Origin of the sequence: Nonomuraea sp. NEAU-A123, from assembly GCF_018603905.1 — a bacterium.
Taxonomy (GTDB): Bacteria; Actinomycetota; Actinomycetes; order Streptosporangiales; family Streptosporangiaceae; genus Nonomuraea.
Map to the genome: position 1 here is coordinate 1 of NZ_JAHFZZ010000015.1, position 23,476 is coordinate 23,476.

General features: G+C 70.1%; 26 protein-coding genes and 2 tRNA genes. 13 read left to right on the forward strand and 15 right to left on the reverse strand.

Annotated elements, in window-relative coordinates; genetic code table 11:
• Positions 1-715 (reverse strand): deoxyribose-phosphate aldolase (deoC, locus tag KLK06_RS37645; RefSeq protein ID WP_214640695.1); only part of this gene is annotated, 715 nt, incomplete at its 3' end.
• Between the two features lie 189 nt (positions 716-904).
• Between deoC and KLK06_RS37650 the strand changes: the two genes are divergently transcribed.
• Positions 905-1,051 (forward strand): hypothetical protein, encoded by a 147-nt coding sequence (locus KLK06_RS37650; protein ID WP_214640428.1) that lies wholly within the window; start codon positions 905-907, stop codon positions 1,049-1,051.
• An 89-nt stretch (positions 1,052-1,140) separates the two neighbouring features.
• The gene (locus KLK06_RS37655) at positions 1,141-4,008 is read left to right on the forward strand and encodes an AAA family ATPase (RefSeq protein ID WP_214640429.1); all 2,868 of its coding nucleotides are present in this window, start codon (positions 1,141-1,143) and stop codon (positions 4,006-4,008) included.
• Between the two features lie 29 nt (positions 4,009-4,037).
• Here the strand turns inward: KLK06_RS37655 and KLK06_RS37660 are convergent, their stop codons facing one another.
• The 11 genes from KLK06_RS37660 to KLK06_RS37710 form a co-directional block, all read right to left on the reverse strand.
• Positions 4,038-4,604: a TMEM165/GDT1 family protein gene (locus KLK06_RS37660; RefSeq protein WP_214640430.1), complete on the reverse strand. Its 567-nt coding sequence runs from the start codon at positions 4,602-4,604 to the stop codon at positions 4,038-4,040.
• Between the two features lie 223 nt (positions 4,605-4,827).
• Positions 4,828-5,865, reverse strand: coding sequence for a UDP-N-acetylmuramate dehydrogenase (locus KLK06_RS37665; protein WP_214640431.1), 1,038 nt, complete (start codon positions 5,863-5,865; stop codon positions 4,828-4,830).
• 11 nt (positions 5,866-5,876) lie between these two features.
• On the reverse strand, positions 5,877-6,929 hold the full coding sequence (locus tag KLK06_RS37670; protein ID WP_214640432.1) for a hypothetical protein: 1,053 nt from the start codon (positions 6,927-6,929) through the stop codon (positions 5,877-5,879).
• 114 nt (positions 6,930-7,043) lie between these two features.
• Complete coding sequence (locus KLK06_RS37675) at positions 7,044-7,472, reverse strand: MaoC family dehydratase (protein ID WP_214640433.1); 429 nt, start codon at positions 7,470-7,472, stop codon at positions 7,044-7,046.
• Between the two features lies 1 nt (position 7,473).
• On the reverse strand, positions 7,474-7,923 hold the full coding sequence (locus KLK06_RS37680; RefSeq protein WP_214640434.1) for a MaoC family dehydratase N-terminal domain-containing protein: 450 nt from the start codon (positions 7,921-7,923) through the stop codon (positions 7,474-7,476).
• Between the two features lie 186 nt (positions 7,924-8,109).
• Positions 8,110-8,274 carry a 50S ribosomal protein L33 gene (rpmG, locus tag KLK06_RS37685; RefSeq protein ID WP_019632658.1) on the reverse strand — a complete coding sequence of 55 codons (165 nt, stop codon included), beginning with the start codon at positions 8,272-8,274 and terminating at the stop codon, positions 8,110-8,112.
• A gap of 70 nt (positions 8,275-8,344) precedes the next feature.
• Positions 8,345-8,418 (reverse strand) — tRNA-Met (locus tag KLK06_RS37690).
• 146 nt (positions 8,419-8,564) lie between these two features.
• Positions 8,565-8,954, reverse strand: a complete 390-nt coding sequence (locus tag KLK06_RS37695) for a hypothetical protein (RefSeq protein ID WP_214640435.1) — start codon at positions 8,952-8,954, stop codon at positions 8,565-8,567.
• Between the two features lie 121 nt (positions 8,955-9,075).
• Positions 9,076-10,803, reverse strand: a complete 1,728-nt coding sequence (locus tag KLK06_RS37700; RefSeq protein WP_214640436.1) for an FAD/NAD(P)-binding domain-containing protein — start codon at positions 10,801-10,803, stop codon at positions 9,076-9,078.
• A 271-nt stretch (positions 10,804-11,074) separates the two neighbouring features.
• A tRNA-Thr gene (locus KLK06_RS37705) sits at positions 11,075-11,147 on the reverse strand.
• A 68-nt stretch (positions 11,148-11,215) separates the two neighbouring features.
• Positions 11,216-11,419, reverse strand: coding sequence for a transposase (locus tag KLK06_RS37710; protein WP_214640437.1), 204 nt, complete (start codon positions 11,417-11,419; stop codon positions 11,216-11,218).
• Positions 11,420-11,531: 112 nt separating this feature from the next.
• On the opposite strand from KLK06_RS37710, the gene KLK06_RS37715 reads away from it, so the two are divergent.
• Positions 11,532-11,729: a hypothetical protein gene (locus tag KLK06_RS37715; RefSeq protein ID WP_214640438.1), complete on the forward strand. Its 198-nt coding sequence runs from the start codon at positions 11,532-11,534 to the stop codon at positions 11,727-11,729.
• A 434-nt stretch (positions 11,730-12,163) separates the two neighbouring features.
• On the opposite strand, the gene KLK06_RS37720 is transcribed toward KLK06_RS37715, so the two are convergent.
• On the reverse strand, positions 12,164-12,670 hold the full coding sequence (locus tag KLK06_RS37720) for a C40 family peptidase (protein ID WP_308168625.1): 507 nt from the start codon (positions 12,668-12,670) through the stop codon (positions 12,164-12,166).
• 87 nt (positions 12,671-12,757) lie between these two features.
• On the reverse strand, positions 12,758-13,759 hold the full coding sequence (locus tag KLK06_RS37725; protein WP_214640440.1) for a lysozyme: 1,002 nt from the start codon (positions 13,757-13,759) through the stop codon (positions 12,758-12,760).
• Positions 13,760-14,008: 249 nt separating this feature from the next.
• Here KLK06_RS37725 and KLK06_RS37730 point away from each other — a divergent pair, with 249 nt between their 5' ends.
• Together KLK06_RS37730 and KLK06_RS37735 are read left to right on the forward strand one after the other, a co-directional pair.
• Positions 14,009-15,022 (forward strand): ATP-binding cassette domain-containing protein, encoded by a 1,014-nt coding sequence (locus tag KLK06_RS37730; protein ID WP_214640441.1) that lies wholly within the window; start codon positions 14,009-14,011, stop codon positions 15,020-15,022.
• Positions 15,003-15,746, forward strand: coding sequence for an ABC transporter permease (locus KLK06_RS37735; RefSeq protein WP_214640442.1), 744 nt, complete (start codon positions 15,003-15,005; stop codon positions 15,744-15,746). The genes KLK06_RS37730 and KLK06_RS37735 overlap by 20 nt, the downstream gene beginning before the upstream one ends.
• On the opposite strand, the gene KLK06_RS37740 is transcribed toward KLK06_RS37735, so the two are convergent.
• Positions 15,743-16,807: a calcium:proton antiporter gene (locus tag KLK06_RS37740; RefSeq protein ID WP_214640443.1), complete on the reverse strand. Its 1,065-nt coding sequence runs from the start codon at positions 16,805-16,807 to the stop codon at positions 15,743-15,745. The genes KLK06_RS37735 and KLK06_RS37740 overlap by 4 nt on opposite strands.
• A gap of 100 nt (positions 16,808-16,907) precedes the next feature.
• Between KLK06_RS37740 and KLK06_RS37745 the strand changes: the two genes are divergently transcribed.
• From KLK06_RS37745 to KLK06_RS37780, 8 genes are all read left to right on the forward strand, one after another.
• On the forward strand, positions 16,908-17,414 hold the full coding sequence (locus KLK06_RS37745) for an NUDIX hydrolase (protein WP_214640444.1): 507 nt from the start codon (positions 16,908-16,910) through the stop codon (positions 17,412-17,414).
• Between the two features lie 39 nt (positions 17,415-17,453).
• On the forward strand, positions 17,454-17,804 hold the full coding sequence (locus tag KLK06_RS37750) for a PadR family transcriptional regulator (protein WP_214640445.1): 351 nt from the start codon (positions 17,454-17,456) through the stop codon (positions 17,802-17,804).
• Positions 17,801-18,685: a hypothetical protein gene (locus tag KLK06_RS37755; RefSeq protein WP_214640446.1), complete on the forward strand. Its 885-nt coding sequence runs from the start codon at positions 17,801-17,803 to the stop codon at positions 18,683-18,685. Before KLK06_RS37750 ends, KLK06_RS37755 begins: the two co-directional genes overlap by 4 nt.
• Positions 18,686-18,964: 279 nt before the next feature.
• On the forward strand, positions 18,965-20,692 hold the full coding sequence (locus tag KLK06_RS37760; protein WP_308168626.1) for a peptidoglycan-binding protein: 1,728 nt from the start codon (positions 18,965-18,967) through the stop codon (positions 20,690-20,692).
• Positions 20,685-21,362 carry an ABC transporter ATP-binding protein gene (locus KLK06_RS37765; protein ID WP_214640447.1) on the forward strand — a complete coding sequence of 226 codons (678 nt, stop codon included), beginning with the start codon at positions 20,685-20,687 and terminating at the stop codon, positions 21,360-21,362. Before KLK06_RS37760 ends, KLK06_RS37765 begins: the two co-directional genes overlap by 8 nt.
• Positions 21,362-22,540: an ABC transporter permease gene (locus KLK06_RS37770; RefSeq protein WP_214640448.1), complete on the forward strand. Its 1,179-nt coding sequence runs from the start codon at positions 21,362-21,364 to the stop codon at positions 22,538-22,540. The genes KLK06_RS37765 and KLK06_RS37770 overlap by 1 nt, the downstream gene beginning before the upstream one ends.
• 9 nt (positions 22,541-22,549) lie before the next feature.
• Entirely contained in the window at positions 22,550-22,948 is a 399-nt protein-coding gene (locus tag KLK06_RS37775) for a GNAT family N-acetyltransferase (RefSeq protein WP_214640449.1), read from the forward strand.
• Between the two features lie 127 nt (positions 22,949-23,075).
• Positions 23,076-23,468 (forward strand): VOC family protein, encoded by a 393-nt coding sequence (locus KLK06_RS37780; protein WP_214640450.1) that lies wholly within the window; start codon positions 23,076-23,078, stop codon positions 23,466-23,468.
• Positions 23,469-23,476: the final 8 nt, after the last annotated feature.

A 23,476-nucleotide genomic window follows, 5' to 3' on the forward strand; every position in this document is an offset into this window, starting at 1 on the left:
CCGTCTCCTCACGAAAGTCACGCACCGCCTCCAGCATGATCAGCGTCACCGGAAGCGTCGCCGCCGGAGCCACCTTCCCCGTGGAGGTCTTGATGAAGTCGGCCCCGGCCAGCATCGCCAGCCAGGAGGCCCGCCGCACGTTGTCGTAGGTCGACAACTCACCCGTCTCCAGGATCACCTTCAGATGCGCGCCGCCGCACACCGCCTTCACCGCGACGATCTCCTCCAACACCTTGAGATAGTCACCCGACAGGAACGCCCCCCGATCGATCACCATGTCGATCTCGTCGGCGCCCGCCGCGACCGCCAGCGCGGTCTCGGACACCTTCACCTCCAACGAGGAACGCCCGCTCGGGAACGCGGTCGCCACCGAAGCGACCTTCACCCCCGAGCCGCGCAGCACCCCGGCGGCCACGGCCACCAGGTCGGGATAGACGCAGACGGCCGCCACCCGGGGCGCTCCCTCGCCGGGGTGCATCGCCTTGGCGCACATCGCACGGACCTTGCCGTGCGTGTCCGCGCCCTCAAGCGTGGTGAGGTCGACCATCGAGATGGCCAAGTCGATCGCCATGGCCTTGGCGCTGGTCTTGATGGAGCGGGTGCCGAGCATCGCCGCCCGCTGGTCCGCGCCGACCCGGTCGACACCGGGCAGGCCGTGCAGGAATGCTCGCAGCGTCGCGCCGGACGAGCCGACGTCGGCGAGCGAGGTAGTCACAGTTGACACCCCCACAGGATCGCCGACCAGGTGGGCTACCTCCAAACCGGATCTCTAAGGCGGTTCCCGCACATCTCCTAGGTACCCCGCGGCCTGGAGTTTCCCGGAGATAGGGCATCCGCCCGATGTGCCGGTGGGTGCCTTAGCCCGAACCTTAAGAGTGTCAGCAAGGAACAAGAAGGAGTCACCGTGAGTCCCGAGATCGAATACCAGATCATGAAGAGCCACGTGAACGAGCTGCGCCAGGCGGCCGCCCGGCACCGTCAGGTACGCGAGGCTCAGGAGGGCAACAAGTCCGAGCGCCGCTCGGTCTTCGGCAAGCGCCGCTCCTCATGACCATCCCACAAGCGCCCGGCCGCAACCTCCCTCGCGGCCGGGCCATTATTCCTCCATAAATGCGTCGAAAGCGGCTGATGGGGCATGACATGCTGGATGACATGCTGGGACGTTCAGTAAGTCCCGTCTTCGTGGGGCGGGAAGAGGAGCTCACAGTCCTCTCTCAAGCCTTCGACGAGGCCCGGAAGGGCGCCGCGACGGCCGTGCTGGTCGGCGGTGAGGCGGGAGTCGGCAAGACCCGGCTGGTGCAGCGCTTCGCCGAGCAGGCGGCGCGCGACGGCGCCCATGTGCTGTACGGCGGGTGCGTCGAGCTCTCCACGGAGGGCTTGGCCTACGCGCCGTTCACCGCTGCCCTCAGGCAGCTCGTCAGAGAGCAGGGCACCTCCCAGATCGCCGCGCTGCTGCCGGGCGGCGCCGAGCGCGACCTGGCGCGGCTGCTCCCCGAGTTCGGCGAGCCCAGCGGCGACGGCGAGACCGACACCGGCCGGGCCCGCCTGTTCGAGCAGTTCCTGACGCTCCTCGAACGGCTGGCGAGCAACCGGCCGACGATCCTGCTCATCGAGGACATCCACTGGGCCGACCGGTCCAGCCGCGACCTGATCGCCTTCCTCAGCCGCAACCTCAGCGCGGCGCAGATACTGATCGTCATGACCTACCGCTCCGACGACCTGCACCGGCAGCATCCGCTCCGGCCGGTCCTCGCCGAGCTGGGCAGGGTCAGCGGGGTGCTCAGGCTCGACCTGCCCCGCCTGTCGAGGGACGAGGTCGCCCTGCAGATGGCCGGGATACTCGGCAGCGCCCCCGAATACCCCAAGGTGCAGAAGATCTACGAGCGCAGCGAGGGCATCCCGCTGTTCGTCGAGGCCCTGCTGGACTGCGGCGAGGACTGCACGTTCCCCGACTCGATGCAGGACCTGATCCTCGGCTCGGTCGAGCGGCTACCCGAGGAGACCCAGCGCGTGCTGCGCATCGCCGCCGCGGGCGGCATCAGGGTCGGCCACGCCCTGCTCGCCGCGGCCAGCGGCCTGTCCGACCTGGAGCTGGAGACCGCGCTGCGCCCGGCCATCGCCGGGAACGTGCTGCAGATCGCCGACAATCGCGCCTACGTCTTCCGGCACGCGCTGATCCGCGAGGCCGTACACGAGGAGCTGCTGCCCGGCGAGTCCCAGCGGCTGCACGCGCGCTACGCCGAGGAGATCTCCCGCGACCGCAAGCTCGTCCCGCCGGGCCGGGCCGCGGTGGAGCTGGCTCACCACTGGTACGGCGCCCGGAACGACCTGTGGGCGCTCATCTCCGCGTGGGAGGCCGCGCAGAAGTCATTCGTCGCCTTCGCATACACCGAGGCGATCCCGCTGCTCGAACGCGTGCTCATGCTCTGGGACCGGGTCCCGGACGCGGCCGAGCGCATCGGCGCGGACCACACGGCGGTGCTCGAACGGGCCAGTGAGGCCGCCCACGCGGGCGGCGAGCTCGACCGGGGCATCAAGTTCGTCAAGGCGGCACTGTCGGAGCTCGACGAGACCCGGGAACCCGCCCGGGTCGCCGCGCTGATCGTGCGCTGGGCCAACCTCAAGATCTACAAGGGCAAGCTGGGCGTGCTCGAGGACTTCCGCCACGCCCTGCGCCTGGTGCCCGAGCCGAACCTGGCCCGAGCCGAGGTCGTCATGCCGCTGGGCCAGCACCTGATGCTCCGCGGCGACGTCGAGGAGGGCACCCAGCTCATCGAGGAGGGCCTGCGCCTGGTCAGGGAGCTCGGCGACAAGTGCCTCGAAGGCGACCTGCTGCTGAACCTGGCGCTCGGCCACTCGATCGCCGGCGACACGGAGTCGACGCTGGCCACCAACCTGCGCGCCCTGGAGCTGGGCCGCGCGGAGGGCTCCGGGCGGCTGATCACGCGGGCGATCGGCAACAACATCGACGCGCTGAGCGATCTCGGCCGCTCGGACGAGGCACTCGCGCTGAGCGAGGAAGGCTGGCAGCTCGCCAAGCAGTACGGCCGGATGCGGCTCAACGGCCTGTTCATCCTCCTCAACCGGGCCGAGGCGCTGGAGGCGATCGGCCGCTGGGACGAGGCCATCGAGACCGTCGGACAGGCGCTCAGCTTCGGTCCGGCGATGCGCACCTATCAGCATCTGCTCCGCGTACGTGCCGACATCGCGCTGGCCCGAGGCGAGCTCGCGGTCGTCGAAGGCATCCTGTCGGAGCTCGGCGTGCTCAAGGAGCGGCCCGAGGTCTTCCTTCAGGACCTCACCAACAACACCCGCCTGCGCATCGGCTGGCACCTGTTCAGGGGCGAGCCGCAGGCCGCGCTGGCCGTGACGGAGCAGTTCCTGTCCCGGCCGTCCCAGTCTCCCAAGGCCATGCTGGGCTGGCGGCTGCTGGCCCAGCTCAGCAGGGTCTGCGATGCCATGGAGGCCGCCGAGCCGGCCCGGGTCCGCGCGGTGCGCGAGCAGGCCGCCGAGGTGTCGGCGGGCCTCAAGGTCAGCGGGCCGGTGGCGGAGGCCTACCGGCTGTCGTACTCACGCGACTTCGACGCGGCGGCGACCGCCTGGGAGCGGCTCAGACGCCCGCACAACCAGGCCAAGGCCCTCGTACGCGCGGCCACGGCCGCGGCGCGCTCCGGCGACCGGGAGGGCGCGGCGACCCGGCTCACCGTGGCCGCTCCTCTGGCCGCCGCGCTGGGGGCGCGGCCGCTGATGGACGAGATCGAGGCGCTCTCCCGCCGCGTCGGCGTCGTCCAGCAGCAGGCGGCCACCCCCGAGCTGCTCACGCCACGCGAGACCGAGGTGCTCCGGCTGGTGGCGCTCGGGCGTACCAACCGGGACATCGCCGCCGAGCTGTTCATCTCGGCCAAGACCGTCAGCGTGCACGTCTCCAACATCCTGGCCAAGCTGGGCGTGACCACCCGCGGTGAAGCCGCCGCGGCCGCGCACCGGCTCTCGCTGCTGTCCCGCTAGGACACCGCTGGACAGCGGCTACGAAGCGGTTAGAGGATCGCGTCCACCAGCAGGGCGACGCCGAAGATCGCGAACGCGGCGGCGGCACCATACTTGATCGCCTTCTCCGGCAGGTGCTTGCCCAGCAGGCGGCCCACCACGATCGCGAGGGCGTCGGCGGCGACCATGCCCACCGTGGACCCGATCCAGGTGCCCAGCCAGCCGTGCTGCGTCGCCAGCGTGATCGTGGCCAGCATGGTCTTGTCGCCGAGCTCGCTCAGGAAGAACGCCACCGTCACCGCGACCACGGCGTTCCTGGTGGTGCGCCGGGCCTTGCCCGACTCCTCCTCCGTCAGCTCGTCACCGCGCAGCGTCCACAGGGCGAAGCCGAGGAAGGCGATGCCGGCCACGATGGAGATGGCGGTGGTGGGCAGACGGTCGCCGATCAGCCCGCCCACCGCGACGCTGACGAGGTGCACGGCGGTCGTGGCGATCGTGATGCCGGCCAGCACCGGCCAGGTTTTGAAACGGGTGGCGAACGTCATCGCCATGAGCTGGCTCTTGTCACCGAGTTCGGCCACGAAAATGACCACAAGGCTGATCCAGAACGCTTCCAACGGTCCTCTTCCGCGCCACCGAGCCGGAAGCAGGGGCCCAAGGGGATTTCGGGCACGACTTCGGCCCGGTAGCGTCTTGATCCATAGCTACCAGGCCGAAGGTCTCGTCCGCCCGTTCAGGCCCGCGTGACCGGGCGCGCAAGCGCGCCAGCATGTCGATCACGCGATTGGGACTACTCCCCTTCGGTAATTCCGCACAACCCTAACAACGGCCGTCAGGGACCTATTCCGCCAGGGAGCAGCCGACCAGCACCGGCTCGTTGACGAGCGTGACGCCGTACTTCTCCAGCACCCCGTCACGCACCTCCCTGGCCAGCAGCAGCAGGTCGGCCGTGGTGCCCGCGCCGGTGGGGTTGGTCAGGGCCAGTGTGTGCTTGGTGGAGATGCGCACCGGGCCGCGTTCGTAGCCCTTGGGGTAGCCCGCCTGCTCGATCAGCCAGGCGGCGGGCACCTTGACCGAACCGTCCGGCATGTCCCAGCGCGGGTGGCCGGGCGCCCGCTTCGCCAGCTCCTCGGCCTCGGCGGGCGACAGGATCGGGTTGGTGAAGAACGACCCGGCGCTGCGGGTGTCGGGATCGGCCGGATCGAGCACCATGCCCTTGCCGCGCCGCAGCCCCAGCACCGCCCTCCGAGCCTGGTCGAGCGGCACCCGGTCGCCCGGCTCGACGCCGAGCCGTCCGGCCAGCTCCTGGTAGGCCACAGGGCCCGACAGCTCGGACACATCGAGCGCGTACGTCACGCCGAGCACCACATGCCGTGCCAGATCCCGCTTGAACGCGCTGTCGCGATAGGAGAAGCCGCACTGCCGCGCCTCCAGGTCGACCACCTGCCGCGTCTTGCGGTCGTAGGCCCGTACGCACCTGATGGTCTGGGCGACCTCCTGGCCGTAGGCGCCGACGTTCTGGATCGGGGTCGAGCCGACGAGCCCCGGAATGCCGGACATGCACTCGATGCCGGACCAGCCCTCGGCGACCGCGCGGGTGACCAGCGCGTCCCAGTCCTCGCCCGCCTCGACCGTGACCAGGACCTCGTCGCCGTCACGGGAGACGGCCACGCCCTGGGTGACGACCCGGATGACCAGCCCGTCGAACCCCTCGTCGGCCACCACGAGATTGCTCCCGCCGCCGAGCACCAGGGTGGGCTGGGCCAGCCGGTCGGCCTCGGCTATCAGCGAGACGAGGTGCTCCGCCGTACCGGCCTCGACGAATTCGCGGGCGGGGCCGCCCAGCCCCAGGGTGGTGTACGGCGCGAGGTTCTCCATGGGTCCCAAGCTTATGAGGCCCTCAGCATGCGCAGCACCTTGTCGTGGTTTCGCCGGGATTCGCGGTCCCAGTACTCGGGGGACACATCGTGGCGGCGCAACTGCCGTACCGGAAGGCGGTCGGAGGGCACGACCAGCTCGCCCTTCAGGGCCAGCGAGAGCTCCAGGTCGGCGTTCTCCCCGTAGCGGGCGTCCTCGGGCAGCGCGCCGATCGCGGCCGACCGGCGTACCGCCATCAGGTCGCCGCGCAGCGCGCGGACGGGGCCCGGTCCCGCCTCGTGCCATTCCGTGCCGTCCGGCGATGGGTCCGCGCCGCGCCGGCCCGCGGCCACCGCGCCGTCCGCGACCGCCGCGACGAGCGGCGTGAGCGCGTCGCCCGCCAGCGCGACCGAGGTCTCCATCAGCACGTGCACCTCGGACGTGTCGAGGCGCAGCAGCTTGTCGCGGCAGGCGCTCCACGTCGCCGAGCCGCCGCGCCAGTGCGGGGTCTCGGCCACCCGCCACTCGGTGATCCGGTCCGGATGGCGCAGCGCCAGCTTGTGCAGCACCTCACCGGCGCCGTCCACGTCGCCCAGGTCGAGGGCCAGGACATGGGCGTCCGTGTACTCGAGCACCGACTCGACGGACGCCCAGACGTCCTCCGGCCAGCCGTCGATGACCAGGCAGATGGACGCCGTGACCTCGGCGGTCGCCACCCGCTGCCGCTCGGCCGTCACCCCCGCGTCGTCGAGCCGGTTGGCGGCCAGGCTCCCGTCCCAGATGCGCTGGGCGTGCAGCATGTCGTCGCCGGGGTCGCCCCGCTGCTCGGGGTCACCGGAGAAGCCCAGCTCGGCGGCGGGATTGCCACGCGCACCCGCACCTGCCGGCCGAGCGCCCGCCGTACCGACACCGGTCGCGTCGCCGCCCGTCGTGTCGCGGCCCGTGCCCACGGCGCCCGCCACTGTGTCCGCCGGGGCCGCGGCTCTGACCGGACCGAGGTGGCCGGGCGGCTTGTCGGTCACCGCGGAGACCGGGATCGATTCGACCGTGGGCCAGATCCTGACGTGGTGCGGAGCTGTGTTCATAAGCTCCCGCGTACCCGAGAGCCGCCCGGCCTATCATCGCGCCAGGCTCACCGCCACCGGACCCACCGCCACCGGACCCACCGCCACCGGGCCCACCACGCCAGGCTCGCCGCGCTAGGCGAGCTGGACCACCGCGCGTGCCTTGGACAGCACCCGGGCGTCGCCCGCCTTGGCCGTCAGCGCGACGACCACCCGCTTGTCGGGCAGCTTCTCCTCCACGACACCGCTGACCGTGATCGTCGCGCCCTCGTCGTCGTCGGGGACGACCACCATCGAGGAGAACCGCACCCCGAAGTCGACCACCGCGCCGGGATCGCCGACCCAGTCGGTGACGAACCGTCCGCCCTGCGCCATCGTGTACATGCCGTGCGCGATGACGTCCGGCAGCCCGACCGCCTTGGCGAACCGCTCGTTCCAGTGGATCTGGTTGAAGTCGCCCGACGCCCCCGCGTACATCACCAGATTGAGCCTGCGGACTCCGTAGTCGGTGGCCGGGATCTCGTGCCCGACCTCGATCTCGTCGTACTGCACCGTGGCCGTCATCTCAGGCCGCCCCTCCGCGCTCGACGATCGTGTTGTACGTGGTGCAGACCGGCTCGCCGTCGACCGTGGTGATGTCGCTTCGCACGGTCAGCAGCTCGTTGCGCCCGGCGCTGCGGATGTCGGTGATCGTGGAGCTGGTGACCAGCTCGTCGCCGGCGTAGATGGGGCGTACGTACTCGAAACGCTGCTCGCCGTGGACGACCATGGCGAGGTTGAGGCCGAGGTCGGGGTCGGCCAGCGCCTCACCGCCGCTCTGCAGGCTGAACACGATGGGGAAGGTCGGCGGTGCGACCACATCGGGATGCCCGGCGGCCTGGGCGGCGTCCCGGTCGCGGTAGATCGGATTGCCGTCGCCGATCGCGGCGGCGAACTCCCTGATCTTCACCCGGCTGACCTCGTACGAGGCCTTGGACGCGTACGTCCGGCCCACGAAGTCGCGGTTCAAGGCCATCTGTGCTCCCTCGCATGTCCGTTAGGCAGACGCTAACAGAACAAGGTTCGGCTGTCGCCGTGATGACCGCGATTTTGCAACAGTAGGCGGCAGGTAGACACGACAAACCGGCGCCCTGAGGCAGGACGCCGGTTGTGCGTTATGTGGCCAGGAGAGTGCCCCCGGCGAGACCGCGCTCGGAAAGAGCTAGCGGGTCTCGCGGTGCGCGCGGTGGCAGCGGCAGTTGGGGCAGTATTTCTTCAGCTCAAGCCGATCCGGGTCATTGCGCCGGTTCTTCCGCGTGATGTAGTTGCGGTGCTTGCACTCCTGGCAGGCCAGCGTGATCTTCGGCCTAACGTCGGTGGCAGCCACGTGGGAGTGCCTTTCTACGTTTGGGACTGGGACATGCCCAAGCCCAGGTCGGCGACCTGGGGAGGGGCAGTAGCGGAGGCCGGACTTGAACCGGCGACACAACGATTATGAGCCGTTTGCTCTGCCTGACTGAGCTACTCCGCCTTTGAGCCGGACGAACGACCCCGGCCCGTAGAGGATACCTGACCTGGGGAGCACATACGTACTCGGCCAGCTCTGCTGGGCTGGCCAGCCAGTAAGCCTAGCAGCCAGTGCCTGGCAGGCAAAATCGGCGCAAAGCGGCGGCCGACCTATTCGATCGCGGTGACCGTGACGGCGTTGCTCAACGCCGACTTGTTGCCCGCGGCGTCCACCGCCAGCAGCGTGAGGGTGACCGGCCCGGGAGCGTGGGCGTAGGCGAAGGCGACGGAGCTGTTCGGGAACTGAGGGCGGATGAACGGGACGATGTCGCTCTCGAATACGCCGTCGAGATAGAGCTCGTACGTGATCGCGGCCTTCGGCGTGACATTGTCCGTCGAGAGCGAGTAGCCGAAGGACAACTCGAGGAACTGGTACTCGAAGGCCGACAGAATGGTCGGGGCACTGGGCGGGGTGATGTCGGTGGTGGCGGAGGCCGGCCCGGTGAAAACCGAGGCGGCGAGCGAGGCGCCTAAGAACAGGGTGATTGCGCGACGAGACATTGGCTGATTCCCATCTGCCGATGAACAACGACACGTGCGACTCTGCGCACCCTTAACACGTTCTGGGATGACGGATGGTTCAAGCCGACGCAGCTGCGATGGCATGACAGCCGCGGTCGACTCATGCCGCGGCCCGCAGCCGGGCCCCGGCCGTCTGGCCCAGTACGCTCCGCGCCAGCGCGTCGGCATGACGGAACAGCGGCGCATTGACGCCGGGACGGGCGAATCCCGCCGTGCCACGACCGCCGACGACCCACGGCCCCAGGGCGAACCGCCGTGGATGAGCGGCGCCGCCCTGCCCGAGCAGGCGGCGGTCCGGCAGGCGCACGTCCAGCAGACCCGCCGCCTCCCGGCACTCGCCTCTGGCGTAGAGCGCGCTGATGATCGGATCGGTGCTGCGGCTCACGCTCGGCGGGGGCAGCCGCGCCTCGACCAGCGCACGCGCCTCCACCGCGCCGGGGACGGTCGCGCTCGTCGCACGCCAGGTTCCCGCGCGTTCGTCCTGTTCGATCCGCGGGTCGGCGCCCAGGAAGGTGACCACGCCCGCCCGGGCCAGAGCCCGCAGCTCCGCCAGTCGCCGCGCGGGCGGCCCGCTGGCCAGGAAATTGAACAACCTCTGGAACCAAGGGTCGGACGGCGCCTCGGCCAGCACGGCGTGGACGGACAGCAGGCCGTGGATCATCGCCAGGTCGGCGCTGTGCGCCGGGTCGGCCCGCCGCCCCAGATCGGCCGCTATATAGCCGTGCATCCACCGCTGCAGCCCCGCCAAGTCGCCGAACCTTATACCGCGCAGCGGCTGCTCGATCCGCTCCAGGTGCAGCCGGTCGGCGAACCGGGGCACCGCCTTGGTGATCAGCGCGCGCATCTCCTTGCCGCCCCACCCGGCCTCGGTGAAGGCGGCCTCGAACTCGGCCCAGTCCAGCCGGGTCCGTGACGGGTGCGCGTGGAACAGCTCGTGGTAGTACGCGTACGCCAGCTCTTTGGCCACCAGCGGCCGCCGCTCCGCCCCATCGGAACCGAAGAACTTCGGCAGGGCCGCCGGAGAGCCGGAGAGCCGGTAGCCGGTCTTGCCGTGGTAGGGCACTCCTCTGCGCGATCCCACGTGCAGGAGCGGCTCGGCGCCGCTGGGCAGGTAGGTCAGGCTCCCGTCCGCGCCGCTGGTGAAGCGGCCGCCGCGGCCGGAGGTGAGCAGCACCATCAGGTCGATGAACGCCAGGCCCGCGCCGCGCATGAGCACCGGCTTTCCCGCCGGCACCACGTCCAGATCGAGGTCGGCGGCGTAGCCGGTGGGGAGGTAGGCCAGACCGCGGCGGGCGGCGAACGCGGCCTGCTCGACCTCCTGCGACGAGGGGAGCACGCTCTGGTGACCCTGGGCCAGCACCATCGCGTCCACCTCCAGCCACCTCCCGTCGGACAGCTCCAGCCGCTGGCCGGCACGGAGATCGGCCACGTCGAGCGCCACCGCCCGGTGGGCGTGCACCCTGACGTTGCGCGGAGCGGTGCGCACGGCCCGCTCGAACGCGTGCGACAGGTACCGGCTCAGCACCGGACGCGGGGCGAAGAAGCCGGGATCGCAACCGAGCCACTCGGCCAGGGACGGCCCCTGCTGGATCGGCCCCTCGCAGCGCACCGACCCGTCGGTGTGGATGGTGATGTCGGCGGCGGCGGAATTGGCCCACAGCAGGTCCGGCTGATCGGTACGCCAGACACGGCCCGCGCCATGCGGGTGGGGGTCCACTACGTGGATGTCGAGCACGGAGTCCCCCACCAACTCCGGCGCATTTGCACAGATCCGCTCAACGAGACACGTTCCGGTGGGTCCCGCCCCAATCACCGCGATCGCGCTCATCCGTCGGCCTCCCCTAATCAGCTTGAATGACTGCCCCTATATTCTCCCTATTTTCTATCTGTAGAGTTGGTTATTCGGAACTATCACCGGGTGGACGGGGCGGCAGACGAGCCTGTGTCGTGCTGGTCCGCGAGGAGATCGGCTTCTGACCAGCCGGAGTGGCAAGCGATCACATCGCAAGCGGGTCGTACGTCGCGAAAAAATCGCGTACAACGAAAAACGCCCGACTCCAAGTGACCTTGGGTCGGGCGATGCGCCTTGTCAGCGTGCGAGCCCCCAAACGGAATCGAACCGTTGACCTTCTCCTTACCATGGAGACGCTCTGCCGACTGAGCTATAGGGGCCTGTCCGGCGCTGCGGACAGGTGTAACCATACACGGCACTCAGCGATGATGCGAACTCGTCAGCCCCATCAACCGACCGCCTCATAACCGCGCTGGAACGGCAGATCGACGACCTCGCAAAGATCGGCCAGATCGACGTGTCGAGCCACCTCCGCGACCGACACGCAGTCGGCGACGGGAACCCCGTCCCTGCGCACCCGGAGCACCTGCCGGCCGTCACGCTCGGCGAGAACGACCTCGTAGCCGTCTATCCCGACCCATCGCCTGTCCATAGCGGCACACAGTAGCTCCTGGGTCTCTCAATTTCCGGTACGCGACAGGCGTTACACGCCATACCGAGTCGGTAGCGACAAGAATCAGCCGCCCAGCAGGCCGAGAATCGGCGTGCCGAGCGTGCCGAGCCAGCCCGCCGGGACCGGCAGCGGTCCCGCAGGGGATTCGCCCGCCTTGGCGACCGCCCCCGTCGAGGTCAGGACCTCGGCCAGCCGCGTCCAGCGGACGGCCAGCCGCGCGGTGGCCGGTATGGCCGAGCTGGCGTGGGGAATGGCCGCCGCGATGGTCCCCTACCTCGACCTTCGCTGACACTTCGGCACCTGGCAACGCACCCACCGAACCGCGCTGGCAGCCGCCAGGGCCACGTGTCCGGCCGGCGGCCAGCCCTGTCCAGCGGGCGGTCAGGCCCTGGCGATCAGGCCGCCGGTGGGTGCGAGGGAACAGGACCTGGTGCCGGTTTCGAGTCCATCTTGTCCCGCTCCGACCGGCCGATCCGGCGAAGCGTGTCTGGAAGGCGGTCCGAGCGTAGCGAGGCCCTTCAGGGGGCGGGCGTCAGCCCGCCTGGGAGAACGTCCGGAGCGTAGCGGAGGGCCTTTGTGGGCGGGTGGGCATCAGACGGCCGACCACCGAATCGGGTGACGGGTGGGGGGAAAGCGTCCGGAGTAAAGGGGAGGGCCATGGGTGCTGTCCGAATGGCGTGGCGCCTCGGGGATAATCCTGGCGCGGGCGCTACGAGGGATCGCTCAGTAGCGGTAGAAGCCCGCGAAGTCCTTGATTCGCCCGATGTCGTCGACGCGTACCGAGGCTCCGGTCTCGGGTGCGTTCATCATCTTTCCGTGGCCCAGATAGATGCCTACGTGGTGCGTCTTAACGGTTTTTTTCGTGATTTTTCCGAAGAAAACGAGGTCGCCCGGTGCGGCGGAGCCGACCCGGCGCATCCGGCGCACGTGGGCGTCGGTGGTGCCGGGCCCGAGCACGTCGACGCCGAAGGCCCGGGCGTACACCCACCTGGTGAAACCCGAGCAGTCGAGCCCCCGCGTCGTGTCCGCCGGGCAGGGCCGGGTCTTGCCCACGTAGCCCTGGCATGTGCCCTTGGACGGCCCGGGATCCGAGCCGTGGCCGCCTCCCCAGGAGTAGACGACGCCCCGCTGCTCGATCTCGTACGCGATCCTGACGATCACCGAAGGGACGGGGTACCGCAGGAGCGGCACCGACGCGGTGGCGGTCACCAGGACGAGCGCGATCGCCACCCAACGCCATCGCGACCCGGTTGACTCCCGAAAAGTAGACATCGGTATTTATTCTGCTTTATCGGGAGGCCAGGTAGGCGGCCCGGTTTATCGGGCCGCAAGGACGAGCTTCACCGAGCCGACCGTGAAGCGCATGCCCACCTTCCCCTTGGCCTTGGGGTTCGTGGTGAAGGTCAGCGTGACCTTCTGGCCCCGCCGCAGCTCGGCGACGTCGCAGCGGACCGCCGTACCGCTGAAGTCGCAGCCCGATGCCGCGACCACCCGCTGGCCGCCGTACGTGCGCCCGGTCAGCTTGACGTGCGTGACGGTGACCGGTCCCGTGTTGGCCACGGTGACCGTGTAGGACTTCCGGTTCCTGGCCATGCCGGAGACCGTCACCTCGGCGGGCGGGTTGGCCAGCTCCTCCAGCTCGGCCTCGGAGCCGTTGAAGGAGTTCTGGCCACCGGCCAGCGTGCCCTTCTCGGCCGACTGCCAGAACGTGTGCCGCTCCCAGCCCTTGGGCAGCTCACCGGGGTCGCCGCCCCAGCGGGCCAGCCACAGCGGGTTCGCGCCGAACTTGCCGGAGTCGCCGGTGCACGTCTGCCACCAGGCCCGGGTCGTGTAGATGATCGCCCGGCGGCCGGTCTGCTCCCGGTACTTCGCGGTGAACGACTTGACCCAGGCGACCATGTCCTTCTGCGACAGGCCGTAGCAGCCGTCCTTGCCGTTCTTGTCCTTGTACGGGTTCTCCTCCAGGTCGAGCACCCCGGGCAAGGTCCGGCCGTCGATCTTCCAGTCGCCGCCGTTCTGCACGAAGAACTCGGCCTGGGCGGCACCGTCCGACTCGTGCGGCTGCGCGAAATGGTAGGCCCCGCGGAACAGCCCGGCCTCCGCCGCGCCGCCGTACTGCGCGTCGAAGGAGGGGTTGCGGTAGTCGGTCCCCTCGGTGGCGTGCACGAACGCGAACTTCCCGCCACCGGACGCGACACTCGGCCAGTCGATCTCGCCGGTCCAGTTACTGACATCCACCCCGGCGACTCCGTCGGCGGCCCACGCGGTGCCGGTCATGCCGGCCGTGGCGACCGCCGCCAATAACAAAAGACGTTTCACGCGGAAGATCATCGCGGAGCCCCACACGGGCTCGCAAGAAATCTTACATATCGATATAAAACCGCATTTCAGCGGCCAGAAAATCGCCGTCCACAGCCTGTGTACGAAATGGCGTCTCCGCAGGTCAGGCCCGTATATGAACGTGACATTCGCGTTTGCCAAACCGGCTTTATCTGGCTCAAGCTGATATCGATCCTCAATCGAGCCCCCGACCAGGGGTTTCTTCGCCATGCCCGGAGGAGCACGACCATGATCCACGCCCGGGGACTGACCCGAGTGTTCAAGCTGAAGAAAGAGTCCGTCGAAGCCGTACGCGGGATCGATCTCGACGTCGAGGCCGGCCAACTGGTCGCCTTCCTCGGCCCGAACGGCGCCGGCAAATCCACGACCCTCCGCATGCTGACCACTCTGCTGCCACCCACCTCCGGCACCGCCACCGTGGCGGGCCGGGACATCGCCCGCGACCCCGCCGGCGTACGCGCCCGCATCGGATACGTCGGGCAGAGGCACGGCGCCGGCGAGAACTTCCGCGCCCGCGACGAGCTCGTCACCCAGGGCCGCTGCTACGGCCTGACCCCGGCGGCGGCGGGCCGGCGCGCCGACGAGCTGCTCGACCTGCTCGACCTGCGGCCACTGGCGCAGCGCAAGCCCGGCACGCTGTCGGGCGGCCAGCGCCGCCGCCTCGACATCGCGCTCGGCCTCGTCCACCGCCCGGGGCTGCTCTTCCTCGACGAGCCGTCCACCGGCCTCGACCCCAAGAGCCGCGCCGACGTCTGGTCGCACATCCTGCGACTGCGCGAGGCGTACGGCACGACGCTCTTCCTGACCACCCACTACCTCGAAGAGGCCGACAGCATGGCCGAACGCGTGGTGATCATCGACAACGGCGAGATCATCGCGGACGGCACCGCCGAGCGGCTCAAGAACGACCTGGCCGGCGACCGCATCACGATCACCACCACGACCGAGCAGGAAGCGGCCATGGCCGCCCGGATCGCCGACGGCGAGGCGGCGGTCGAAGCGACGGGCGGCGCAGCGGTCGGCGCGGCGGTCGAGGCGGCGGTCGAGGCAAAGGCCGAGGTCCAGGGCACGACCGTGCGGCTGCGCGTCGCGAACGCGGCCGCGGCCCTGCCCGAATACCTGCGCACGCTGGAGGCGGCCGGCGTCAAGGTCGCGACCGCCGAGACCATCCGCCCGACCCTCGACGACGTGTTCCTCACCCTTACCGGGAGAAGCCTCACCGATGACGACCTTCCTGCGTGACACCGCGACCGTCTTCACCCGCGAAGCCACCCCCGCCGTGCGCGAGCCCCTGGGGCTGCTGTTCGCGATGGGTCAGCCGCTGCTGTTCCTGTACCTGTTCGGCTCGCTGCTCGACGGGGCGGTCGGCTCGTCGTGGCAGTGGTTCGTGCCTGGCATCCTGGTCATGATGTGCCTGTCGGGGCCCATGGCCGCGGGCTATCTGATGCTGGTCGAGCTGCTCGGCGGTTCGCTGGAGCGCCTCACGGTGACCCCGCTGAACCGTACGGCCATGCTGGTCGGCCGGACGCTTAAGGAGATGGCGGTCCTGCTCTGCCAGGCCGTACTGATCATCCTGCTGGCGATCCCGCTGGGCTTCCGGCTGTATCCGGCCGGGGTGCTGGCCGGGCTCGCGATGCTCATCGTGCTGGGCGTCGGGCTCGGCGCGCTCTCGTTCGTCCTCGCGATCAAGTCGGTGCCCAGCGGCACCCTGTTCTATGTGGTCACCCAGATGGTGATGTTCCCGGTCCTGCTGCTGTCCGGGGTGCTGCTGCCCGTGGAGTCGGGGCCCGCGTGGCTGCGGGTGGTCGGGCAGATCAACCCGATCTCGTACATCGTGAACGCCCAGCGCGCGCTCTTCTCGGGCGACCTCACCAACCCGTCCATCCTGTACGGCACGGCGGCCACCTGCCTCATCGCCGCGTTGGGCCTCTGGCTGGGCAACCGGGCGATGAACCGCGGCATCTAGGGACTGATCGCCAGGAACAGGAACGCGGCGAACAGCACCAGATGGACGCCGCTCTGCAGGAGCGTCGCCCGCCCCGGCACCACGGTGAGCGTCGTGACGATGAAGGTCAGGCCCAGCAGCACCAGGTGCGTGGCCCCGAGGCCGAGCACCAGCGGCCCCTTCAGCCAGATGGAGGCCACCGCGATGGCCGGAATCGTCAGCCCGATGCTGGCCATCGCGGAGCCCAGGGCCAGGTTGAGGCTGATCTGGATCTGGTCGCGCTTGGCCGCGCGGACCGCGGCGATGGTCTCCGGCAGCAGCACCAGCAGCGCGATCACCACGCCGACGACCGCCTGGGGCAGCCCGGCCGACGAGACCGCCACCTCGATCACCGGCGACTCGACCTTGGCCAGGCCGACGACCGCCACCAACGCCGCCAGCAGCAGCCCGAGGCTGATCATGGTGGCCCGCGCCGACGGCCGCGGCGCGTGCTCCTCAGTGGTGGCGGCCGTGCCCTCGGTGGTGACCGGCAGGAAGTAGTCGCGGTGCCGTACGGTCTGGGTCAGCACGAACAGCCCGTACAGCAGAAGCGACACCACCGCCGCGAACCCGAGCTGCGCGGGAGAGAAGGCGGGCCCCTGCGCGCTCGTCGTGAACGTCGGCAGCGCGAGGCTGAGCGTGCTCAGCGTGGCGACCGTCGCCAGCGCGCCTCCCGTGCCCTCGGCGTTGAACACCACCACCCTGCGCCGGAGCGCGCCGCTGAGCAGCGACAGCCCGACGATGCCGTTACAGGTGATCATGACCGCGGCGAACACCGTGTCGCGGGCCAGCGACGCCGAATGCTCGCCACCTGAGATCATCAGACTGACGATCAGCGCCACCTCGATCACCGTCACAGCCACGGCCAGCACCAGCGATCCGAACGGCTCGCCCACCCGGTGCGCGATGACCTCGGCGTGGTGCACGGCGGCCAGCACGGCGCCGGCGAGCACCACGGCCACGATGACCACCAGGACGAAGGGGAGTTCGCGCCCCCATGACAGCGCCAGAGCGAGGAGCGCCAGCAGGGGGACAGCGACCATCCACCATCGCGATATGTAACGGAGCATATACAGAGTGTTGTCCAATCGTCCGAAGTTAATACCGATCATGCCCTGCCATCCCTTTTGGGGGAAATAGACCATGGATCAAGTGATCGCGACGCAGACCGCACCGTGGATCCCCGTGCCACACCGGCTGGAGGTTGTCCTGTCCTCCCGGCTGCCATCCACCGGAGAGATCACCACGGCCTTCGCCGTCGTACGCGACGACGCCGGCCGGATGCTGCTGACCTGCGTCGATCGGGAGGGACGCGGCTGGGACATGCCCGGCGGCCACCTCGAACCCGGCGAGTCTCCCGTGGACGCCGCCGTCCGCGAGCTGGCCGAGGAGACCGGGCTGGTGCTGGCGGCGGCGGAGCTGTCCGTTTTCGCGTGGCTGCGGATCGAGCTGACGGGGCCGGTGCCCGAGGGGTACCGCTACGGGGCGCTGACGAATCTGGTGATGTTCCAGGCGCGGCTCGACTCGCCGGGGCCCGCCCTCCGGCCCCCTCCAGGATCGGAGAGCACGGGCGCCGCCTGGCTGCCGGCCGAGGAAGTGGAACGGCTCTGCGCCGGGCAGAGCTGGCTGATCGCGTACCGGACGCTCTAGGCGTTGCGGACGCTTCGTTGAACGGAATAATCTCATCTCATGCCCAGGGGAACCTCAGAAGTCAGCGAGCCGATGTACTTCGTGCTCACCGCGCTGCGCGGCGGCCCGTTGCACGGGCACGCGATCAGCAAGTCGATCAAGGAGCTGTCCAGCGGCCGGGTCCAGCCCTCGGTCGGCACGCTCTACGGCATCCTGGAGCGGCTCAACGAGCGGGGTGTGATCGCCGTGGACCGCGAGGAGACGGTCAACGGTCGCAACAGGCGCTACTTCAGGATCACCGATGAGGGCCAGGCGCTGGTGGAGGCCGAGGCCCGGCGGATGCAGGAGGCCGCGTCCCTCGTCCTGCGGCCGACCACGTTCGCGCCCCTCGGCTCGCGCCCGACCGCATGACGGCGCTCGAACGGCGCTACCGCAGGCTCCTGCTGGCCTACCCGAGGCAATACCGCGTGGCGCACGGCGACGAGCTGCTCGACGTTCTGCTCGACTCCGCCACTCCTGGACAGTCTTCCCCGGTTCTCAGGGAGGCGTGGGGGCTGCTCCGGGGCGGCGTGCGCACCCGCATCACCCACCAGGCGAGGGGCAGCGCGTGGGCGGACGGCCTGCATCTCGGGATCACGGCGGTGTCGGCGGCGAACCTGGCCGCGTTGCTGCCGTACACGGGTTCGTTACCGCCCTGGACGCTGCTGTCGGCGCTCGCGCTGCTGGCGGTCATGCGCGGATGGGTGTGGCCGGCGTTGGCGCTCACCTTCGCCACCGGGGTCAAGGCGGTCGCGATCGCCGGTGGCTGGCCACTTCTGGACCTCACCCTTCTGCCGGTGTACCCGTCGGCGCTCAGCGACCGCCCCCTGTTCGAGACCAGCAGCCCGGTCGTGGTGGCTGCGAGCTACGGGGTCGCGCTGTCCGGGCTGGCGGTGCTGATCTGGCGGCGGCATCGGCCGCGCGTCCGGTCGTGGTGGTGGTTCGCGGCGGCGGTGGTGGCCTCGTGGGCGGGCCCTTCGTGGCTGCCGGACAAGACGTGGTTCCCGATCAGCCTGAGCAAGATGGCCGTCGAGGTGGCGGCGCTGGGGCTGGCCGTGGCGGGCGCGTACCTGGCGCGCGACCCGCGCTGGGCGCTGGCCGCGGGCATCTACCTGCTGGTCACGTCGGGCGACCTGGGCCTGCACGCGGACGACCTGACCAGGCAGCACCTCGCCTACTGGGGCGTCCTGATCGTGCTGACCCTGGCGACCGCGTTCGCGCCCTATCGGCAGCGCCGGCACTGCCTGGATTGACCATGCTCTGTTAAACGTAGTATGGTCACCTGCCATGCCCAAGAGATCCCCTCTGGCTCCCGTCGTGGCGCTGGCCGCAATGGTCGTTCTCGGCGGCTGCGGGGGCACCGCCGAGAACGCGTCGCAGCCGTCCCGGACCACGGCGGCCAAGGACACGAAGTACCAGCTCGAATCGGTCAAAGCCGACTGCATGCCGGCAAGGACTTCTATCCGGCGTACCTGCCCAAGGCGGAGGTTGTCCAGCAGCAGGTCAACGAAGAATTCGGTATGTGAGGCTCGGTGAAGTCCCCCCGGAGGCTGCTCGCCTTCGTCATCGCGGGTGTCGTGGTCATCGCCGCCGCCGGCTGGGTCGTGAGCACCCGCCTGCGATCCCCGGCCGACGAGGCCGCGCGCCGTACCGCGCCGAAGGCGTCGCTCGTCACCGCCGCCGTCGAGCGCCGCAAGCTGGTCAGCACGATCGTGGTCAGCGGCACGCTGGCATACGGCTCGCCGCTGCCCCTCACCCTCGCCGGCGTGGTCGGCGGCACCTCTGAGCTGCAGCGGGTCACCCGGGCGCCGCGCCAGGGCAGGCTGGCGGAAGGAGCGGTGTTCATGGAGGTGAACGGGCGCCCGGTGTTCGCGCTGCGCGGCTCCGTGCCGATGCACCGCACGATCGGGCCGGGCACCGAGGGCAAGGACGTCAAGCAGCTCCAGAAGGCGCTGCGCCGGCTCGGGTTCGGCGGGCCCGCCTCGGGGGTGTTCGACCGGGCCACGATCGCCGCCGTCACCCGGATGTACAAGAAGAAGGGGTACGAGGCCCAGCAGCCCACGCTGGCCGACCGGCAGGCCTACGACCAGTTGCGCAAGGCCGTACAGACCGCGCAGGAGACCCTCGCGACCGAGAAGCAGGCGCTCGACCAGGGGCGTGACGTGCTGCCGCTGAAGGTCAAGCTGACCAACGCCAAGACGGACCTGAAGTCGGCGCGGGCCGCCCTGAAGGAGGCGGAAGGACAGCGGCTCACCCCGGAGGACGACGCCAAGCTGGCGGCGGCCGACACGACCGTACGCGCGGCCGAGGAGAAGCTGCTCGAAGCCGAGCAGGCGCTCACCGCGGCCAGGTCCCAGCCGACCGCCACACCGACGACCACTCCGGCCGCCACCGCCGCGCCTCAGCCGACCGCGGACACGAGCCTGCTGGAGCTGCGGGTGGACAACGCCAGGGCCGACCTGGAGCAGGCGCGCGAGGCGTACGGCCGGATCAGGGAGGAGGCCCGGCAGGCCCGCGACAAGCGGCTGGAGGAGCTGCGCAAGGCCGTGCGCACGGCGAACGACGGGCTGGTCACGGCCCAGCAGGCGCTGCGCCAGGCCCGGCAGCTCTCCCCCACCAAGCTCAAGGTGGCCAACGCGGGCAAGGACGTGTCGGCGGCCAGGTCGCTGCTGGCCGAGTTCAGCCGGACCTACGGCACGGCGATCCCCCCGGGCGAGGTCGTGTTCCTGCCGAAGCTGCCCTCCCGGGTGCAGAAGACCGGGGTGAAGGCGGGCCAGACCGTCGAGAACGAGGTCGCGACGGTGACCAGCTCGACGTTCATGGTGACGGGGACGGTCGAGACCGCGGAGTCCGACCTGCTCCGCGCGGGCATGAGCGCGGTCATCGAGCTCGACTCGGGCAAGACGTACCCGGCGACGCTCACCGCGGTCGGCGAGAAGGCCACGGTGCCCGGCCAGGAGAAGGGCGCCGAGAACACGCAGCCGGTCCTGCTCACGCCGAGCTCGATGAAGGGGCTCAAGGGCCTGTCGGGCGCCGCGGTCACGGCCAGGGTGACGGTGGGGGCGACCGAGGAGCCGGTGCTGGTGGTCCCGGTGGCCGCGGTCGTCACGGGAGCCGACGGCAAGGCGCGGGTGCAGGTGGAGTACGCCACAGACAAGACCAAGGAGGTCGAGGTCCGCACCGGCCTGACCGCCGACGGAAACGTCGAGGTCAGCGGCACGCTCAACGCAGGCGACCGGGTGGTGGTCGGCGATGCCTGAGCAGGTCATCGAGCTGACCTCGGTACGCCGGGACTACCCCGCGGAGCCGCCGGTCCGCGCGCTCGACGACGTCTCGTTCGGGGTGGCCCGTGGCGACTACCTGGCGATCGTCGGCCCGTCGGGCTCCGGCAAGTCCACCCTGCTCAACGTCCTGGGCCTGCTGGATCGGCCCAGCTCGGGCAGCTACCGCCTGGACGGCATCGAGACCACCGCCCTGCGCGACGGCGCCAGGACCAGGCTGCGCGGCGACCGCATCGGCTTCGTCTTCCAGTCCTTCCACCTGCTCGCCCACCGCAGCGTCGTGGAGAACGTGATGCTCGCCGAGATCTACGGCGGGCACCCGCGCAAAGGCAGGCGAGAGCGAGCGCTGGCGGCGCTGGACCGGGTCGGGCTCGGCCACCGCGTGAACTTCCTGCCCGACCGCCTGTCCGGCGGCGAACGCCAGCGCGCGGCCATGGCCAGGGCCCTGATGGGCGGGCCGTCCCTGCTGCTGTGCGACGAGCCCACCGGCAACCTCGACAGCCGCAACACCGGGGCGGTGCTCGACCTGTTCGACGAGCTGCGCGAGCAGGGGCTGACGATCGTGGTCATCACGCACGAGCGCGAGGTCAGCACGCGGGCCGGACGCCGGGTCAGGATCACCGACGGCGTGCTGGTGGAGGAGGCGTGATGCACGTACGAGACCTGGCCGGCGAGGCGGTCGCGGGCATGCTCGCCAGACCGGTGCGCTCCGCGCTCACCACGCTCGGCACCGTGCTGGGCATCACCACGCTGGTCATCACGCTCGGCGTGGCCGCCACCGCGGGCAACCAGATCGTCGGTCGCTTCGATGAGCTGGTCGCCACCGCCATCACGGTGGAGGTGCCCGAGACCACGAACGTGCCGCTGGTCGCCTGGGACTCGCTCGAGCGGGTGACCAGGCTGCGCGGCGTGGTCTCCGCGGCGGCGGTGGCCGAGAGCAAGGACAGCGCCAACCTGTCCGTACGCTCCAACGACCTCGTCGACCCGACCAGCGTCACCACGCAGACCCTGACCGTGCTGGCCGCCACCACCGGCCTGCCCGAGGCCGCCCGGGGCCGGATCGTGCGGGGCAGGTTCTACGACGCCGGTCACATCCGGCGTGCGGACCGGGTGGCCGTGCTCGGCGACCAGGCGGCCAAGATGCTCGGCATCACCCGCCTCGACCGAGCTCCGGCGATCTTCATCGGCAGGCACGCGTACACGGTCATCGGCATCCTCGGCGACCTGCGCCGCGAACGGAACCTGAGCACCGCCGTCATGGTGCCGCCCACGGTGGGCAAGCAGTTCGGGCTACGTGACGTGACCAGGGTGCTGGTCAACACCAGCCTGGGCGCCGCCGACCTGATCGCCGGGCAGGCGCCGGACGCGCTCTCCCCCGGCAACGGCGACATGCTCCAGGTGGTCGCCCCGCCCAGCCCCACCAGGGCGCGCGACCAGGCGCAGGACGACGTCAACGCGCTCTTCCTGATCCTCGGCCTGGTCTCGCTCGTGGTGGGCGCGGTCGGCATCGCCAACGTCACGCTCGTCACCGTGATGGAACGCGTCGCCGAGATCGGCCTGCGCCGCTCGCTCGGCGCGGCCCGCCGGCACATCGCCGCCCAGTTCCTGCTGGAGTCGACGCTGATCGGCCTGGCCGGCGGGGTGATCGGCGCGAGCGTCGGCGTGGTCGCCGTCGTCGCCGTCTCGGCCGCCAAGCAGTGGACGCCCCTCCTTGACGTACGGCTGGCGATCGGGGCCCCCATCGCCGGAGCCGTGGTCGGCCTGCTGGCCGGCCTGTACCCGGCACTGCGCGCGGCCAGAATGGAGCCGGTGGACGCGCTCAGGTAGCTTTCGATCATGACGCCGACATCTGGCATCACGCTCACCGTGTGCCCTCCCCTCACCGACCACGACCTCAACGAGCTCTTCGCGGCCTCCTGGCCCGGCCACGACGACACCTCGTTCGCCCGCACGCTCGATCACAGCCTCTGCTGGATCGCCGCCCATCGCGGAGACAGCCTGGTCGGCTTCGTGAACGTCGCCACGGACGGCGGGGTCCACTCCTTCATCCTGGACACCACCGTGCATCCCGCTGAGCGCAGAGCGGGGCTCGGGGTGCTCCTGGTCCGCGCGGCCGCTCACGAGGCGAAGTCCCGCGGCGCCGACTGGCTGCACGTGGACTACGAACCCCATCTCGAAGGCTTCTACGCCCAGTGCGGCTTCCGCCCCACGCCGGCGGGATTGATGCAGCTCTGACGTCCCGCTGGGATGCTAGGGTCCCGTTGGACACCGTGTTCGGTCGGCGATTTCTGGAGGTGCGGGGGCTGAGATTCGTGAGCCGTTCCGCATGACCACCAGTGTCCTTACCGAGCATGGGATTCACATGACATCCATCATCCGACACATCACTGTCGACTGCGCGGAGCCGTACGAACCGTACGAGCTCGCGGAGTTCTGGAGCCACGTACTCGGGCATCCGGTTGACCCGACAGACGAGCCGGGCGACGACGAGGTGGGCCTGGCGGTGCCCGCCGGTCAGCCGACCCTGCTGTTCGTCCGCGTACCTGAGAAGAAGTCGGTCAAGAACCGGCTGCACCTCGACCTCGAACCGGACCAGTCACGAGACCGGGAGGTCGAGCGGGTGTCCGCGCTCGGCGCGACCATCGTCGACGACCGCCGCAAGCCGAACGGCCGGGGCTGGGTGGTCATGGCGGACCCGGCCGGAAACGAGTTCTGCGTCGAGGTCAGCGTGGCCGAACGGGCCGCCGCGGAATAGTCCCGATC

What these genes read in the sequence shown, in the direction of transcription:
- KLK06_RS37655 (WP_214640429.1), top strand. Translation starts at nt 1,141, where the DNA reads ATGCTGGATGACATGCTGGGACGTTCAGTAAGTCCCGTCTTCGTGGGG.
- KLK06_RS37665 (WP_214640431.1), bottom strand. Translation starts at nt 5,865, where the DNA reads ATGGAGAACCTCGCGCCGTACACCACCCTGGGGCTGGGCGGCCCCGCC.
- KLK06_RS37670 (WP_214640432.1), bottom strand. Translation starts at nt 6,929, where the DNA reads ATGAACACAGCTCCGCACCACGTCAGGATCTGGCCCACGGTCGAATCG.
- KLK06_RS37675 (WP_214640433.1), bottom strand. Translation starts at nt 7,472, where the DNA reads ATGACGGCCACGGTGCAGTACGACGAGATCGAGGTCGGGCACGAGATC.
- KLK06_RS37680 (WP_214640434.1), bottom strand. Translation starts at nt 7,923, where the DNA reads ATGGCCTTGAACCGCGACTTCGTGGGCCGGACGTACGCGTCCAAGGCC.
- KLK06_RS37695 (WP_214640435.1), bottom strand. Translation starts at nt 8,954, where the DNA reads ATGTCTCGTCGCGCAATCACCCTGTTCTTAGGCGCCTCGCTCGCCGCC.
- KLK06_RS37700 (WP_214640436.1), bottom strand. Translation starts at nt 10,803, where the DNA reads ATGAGCGCGATCGCGGTGATTGGGGCGGGACCCACCGGAACGTGTCTC.
- KLK06_RS37710 (WP_214640437.1), bottom strand. Translation starts at nt 11,419, where the DNA reads ATGGACAGGCGATGGGTCGGGATAGACGGCTACGAGGTCGTTCTCGCC.
- KLK06_RS37730 (WP_214640441.1), top strand. Translation starts at nt 14,009, where the DNA reads ATGATCCACGCCCGGGGACTGACCCGAGTGTTCAAGCTGAAGAAAGAG.
- KLK06_RS37735 (WP_214640442.1), top strand. Translation starts at nt 15,003, where the DNA reads ATGACGACCTTCCTGCGTGACACCGCGACCGTCTTCACCCGCGAAGCC.
- KLK06_RS37740 (WP_214640443.1), bottom strand. Translation starts at nt 16,807, where the DNA reads ATGGTCGCTGTCCCCCTGCTGGCGCTCCTCGCTCTGGCGCTGTCATGG.
- KLK06_RS37745 (WP_214640444.1), top strand. Translation starts at nt 16,908, where the DNA reads ATGGATCAAGTGATCGCGACGCAGACCGCACCGTGGATCCCCGTGCCA.
- KLK06_RS37750 (WP_214640445.1), top strand. Translation starts at nt 17,454, where the DNA reads ATGCCCAGGGGAACCTCAGAAGTCAGCGAGCCGATGTACTTCGTGCTC.
- KLK06_RS37755 (WP_214640446.1), top strand. Translation starts at nt 17,801, where the DNA reads ATGACGGCGCTCGAACGGCGCTACCGCAGGCTCCTGCTGGCCTACCCG.
- KLK06_RS37765 (WP_214640447.1), top strand. Translation starts at nt 20,685, where the DNA reads ATGCCTGAGCAGGTCATCGAGCTGACCTCGGTACGCCGGGACTACCCC.
- KLK06_RS37770 (WP_214640448.1), top strand. Translation starts at nt 21,362, where the DNA reads ATGCACGTACGAGACCTGGCCGGCGAGGCGGTCGCGGGCATGCTCGCC.
- KLK06_RS37775 (WP_214640449.1), top strand. Translation starts at nt 22,550, where the DNA reads ATGACGCCGACATCTGGCATCACGCTCACCGTGTGCCCTCCCCTCACC.
- KLK06_RS37780 (WP_214640450.1), top strand. Translation starts at nt 23,076, where the DNA reads ATGACATCCATCATCCGACACATCACTGTCGACTGCGCGGAGCCGTAC.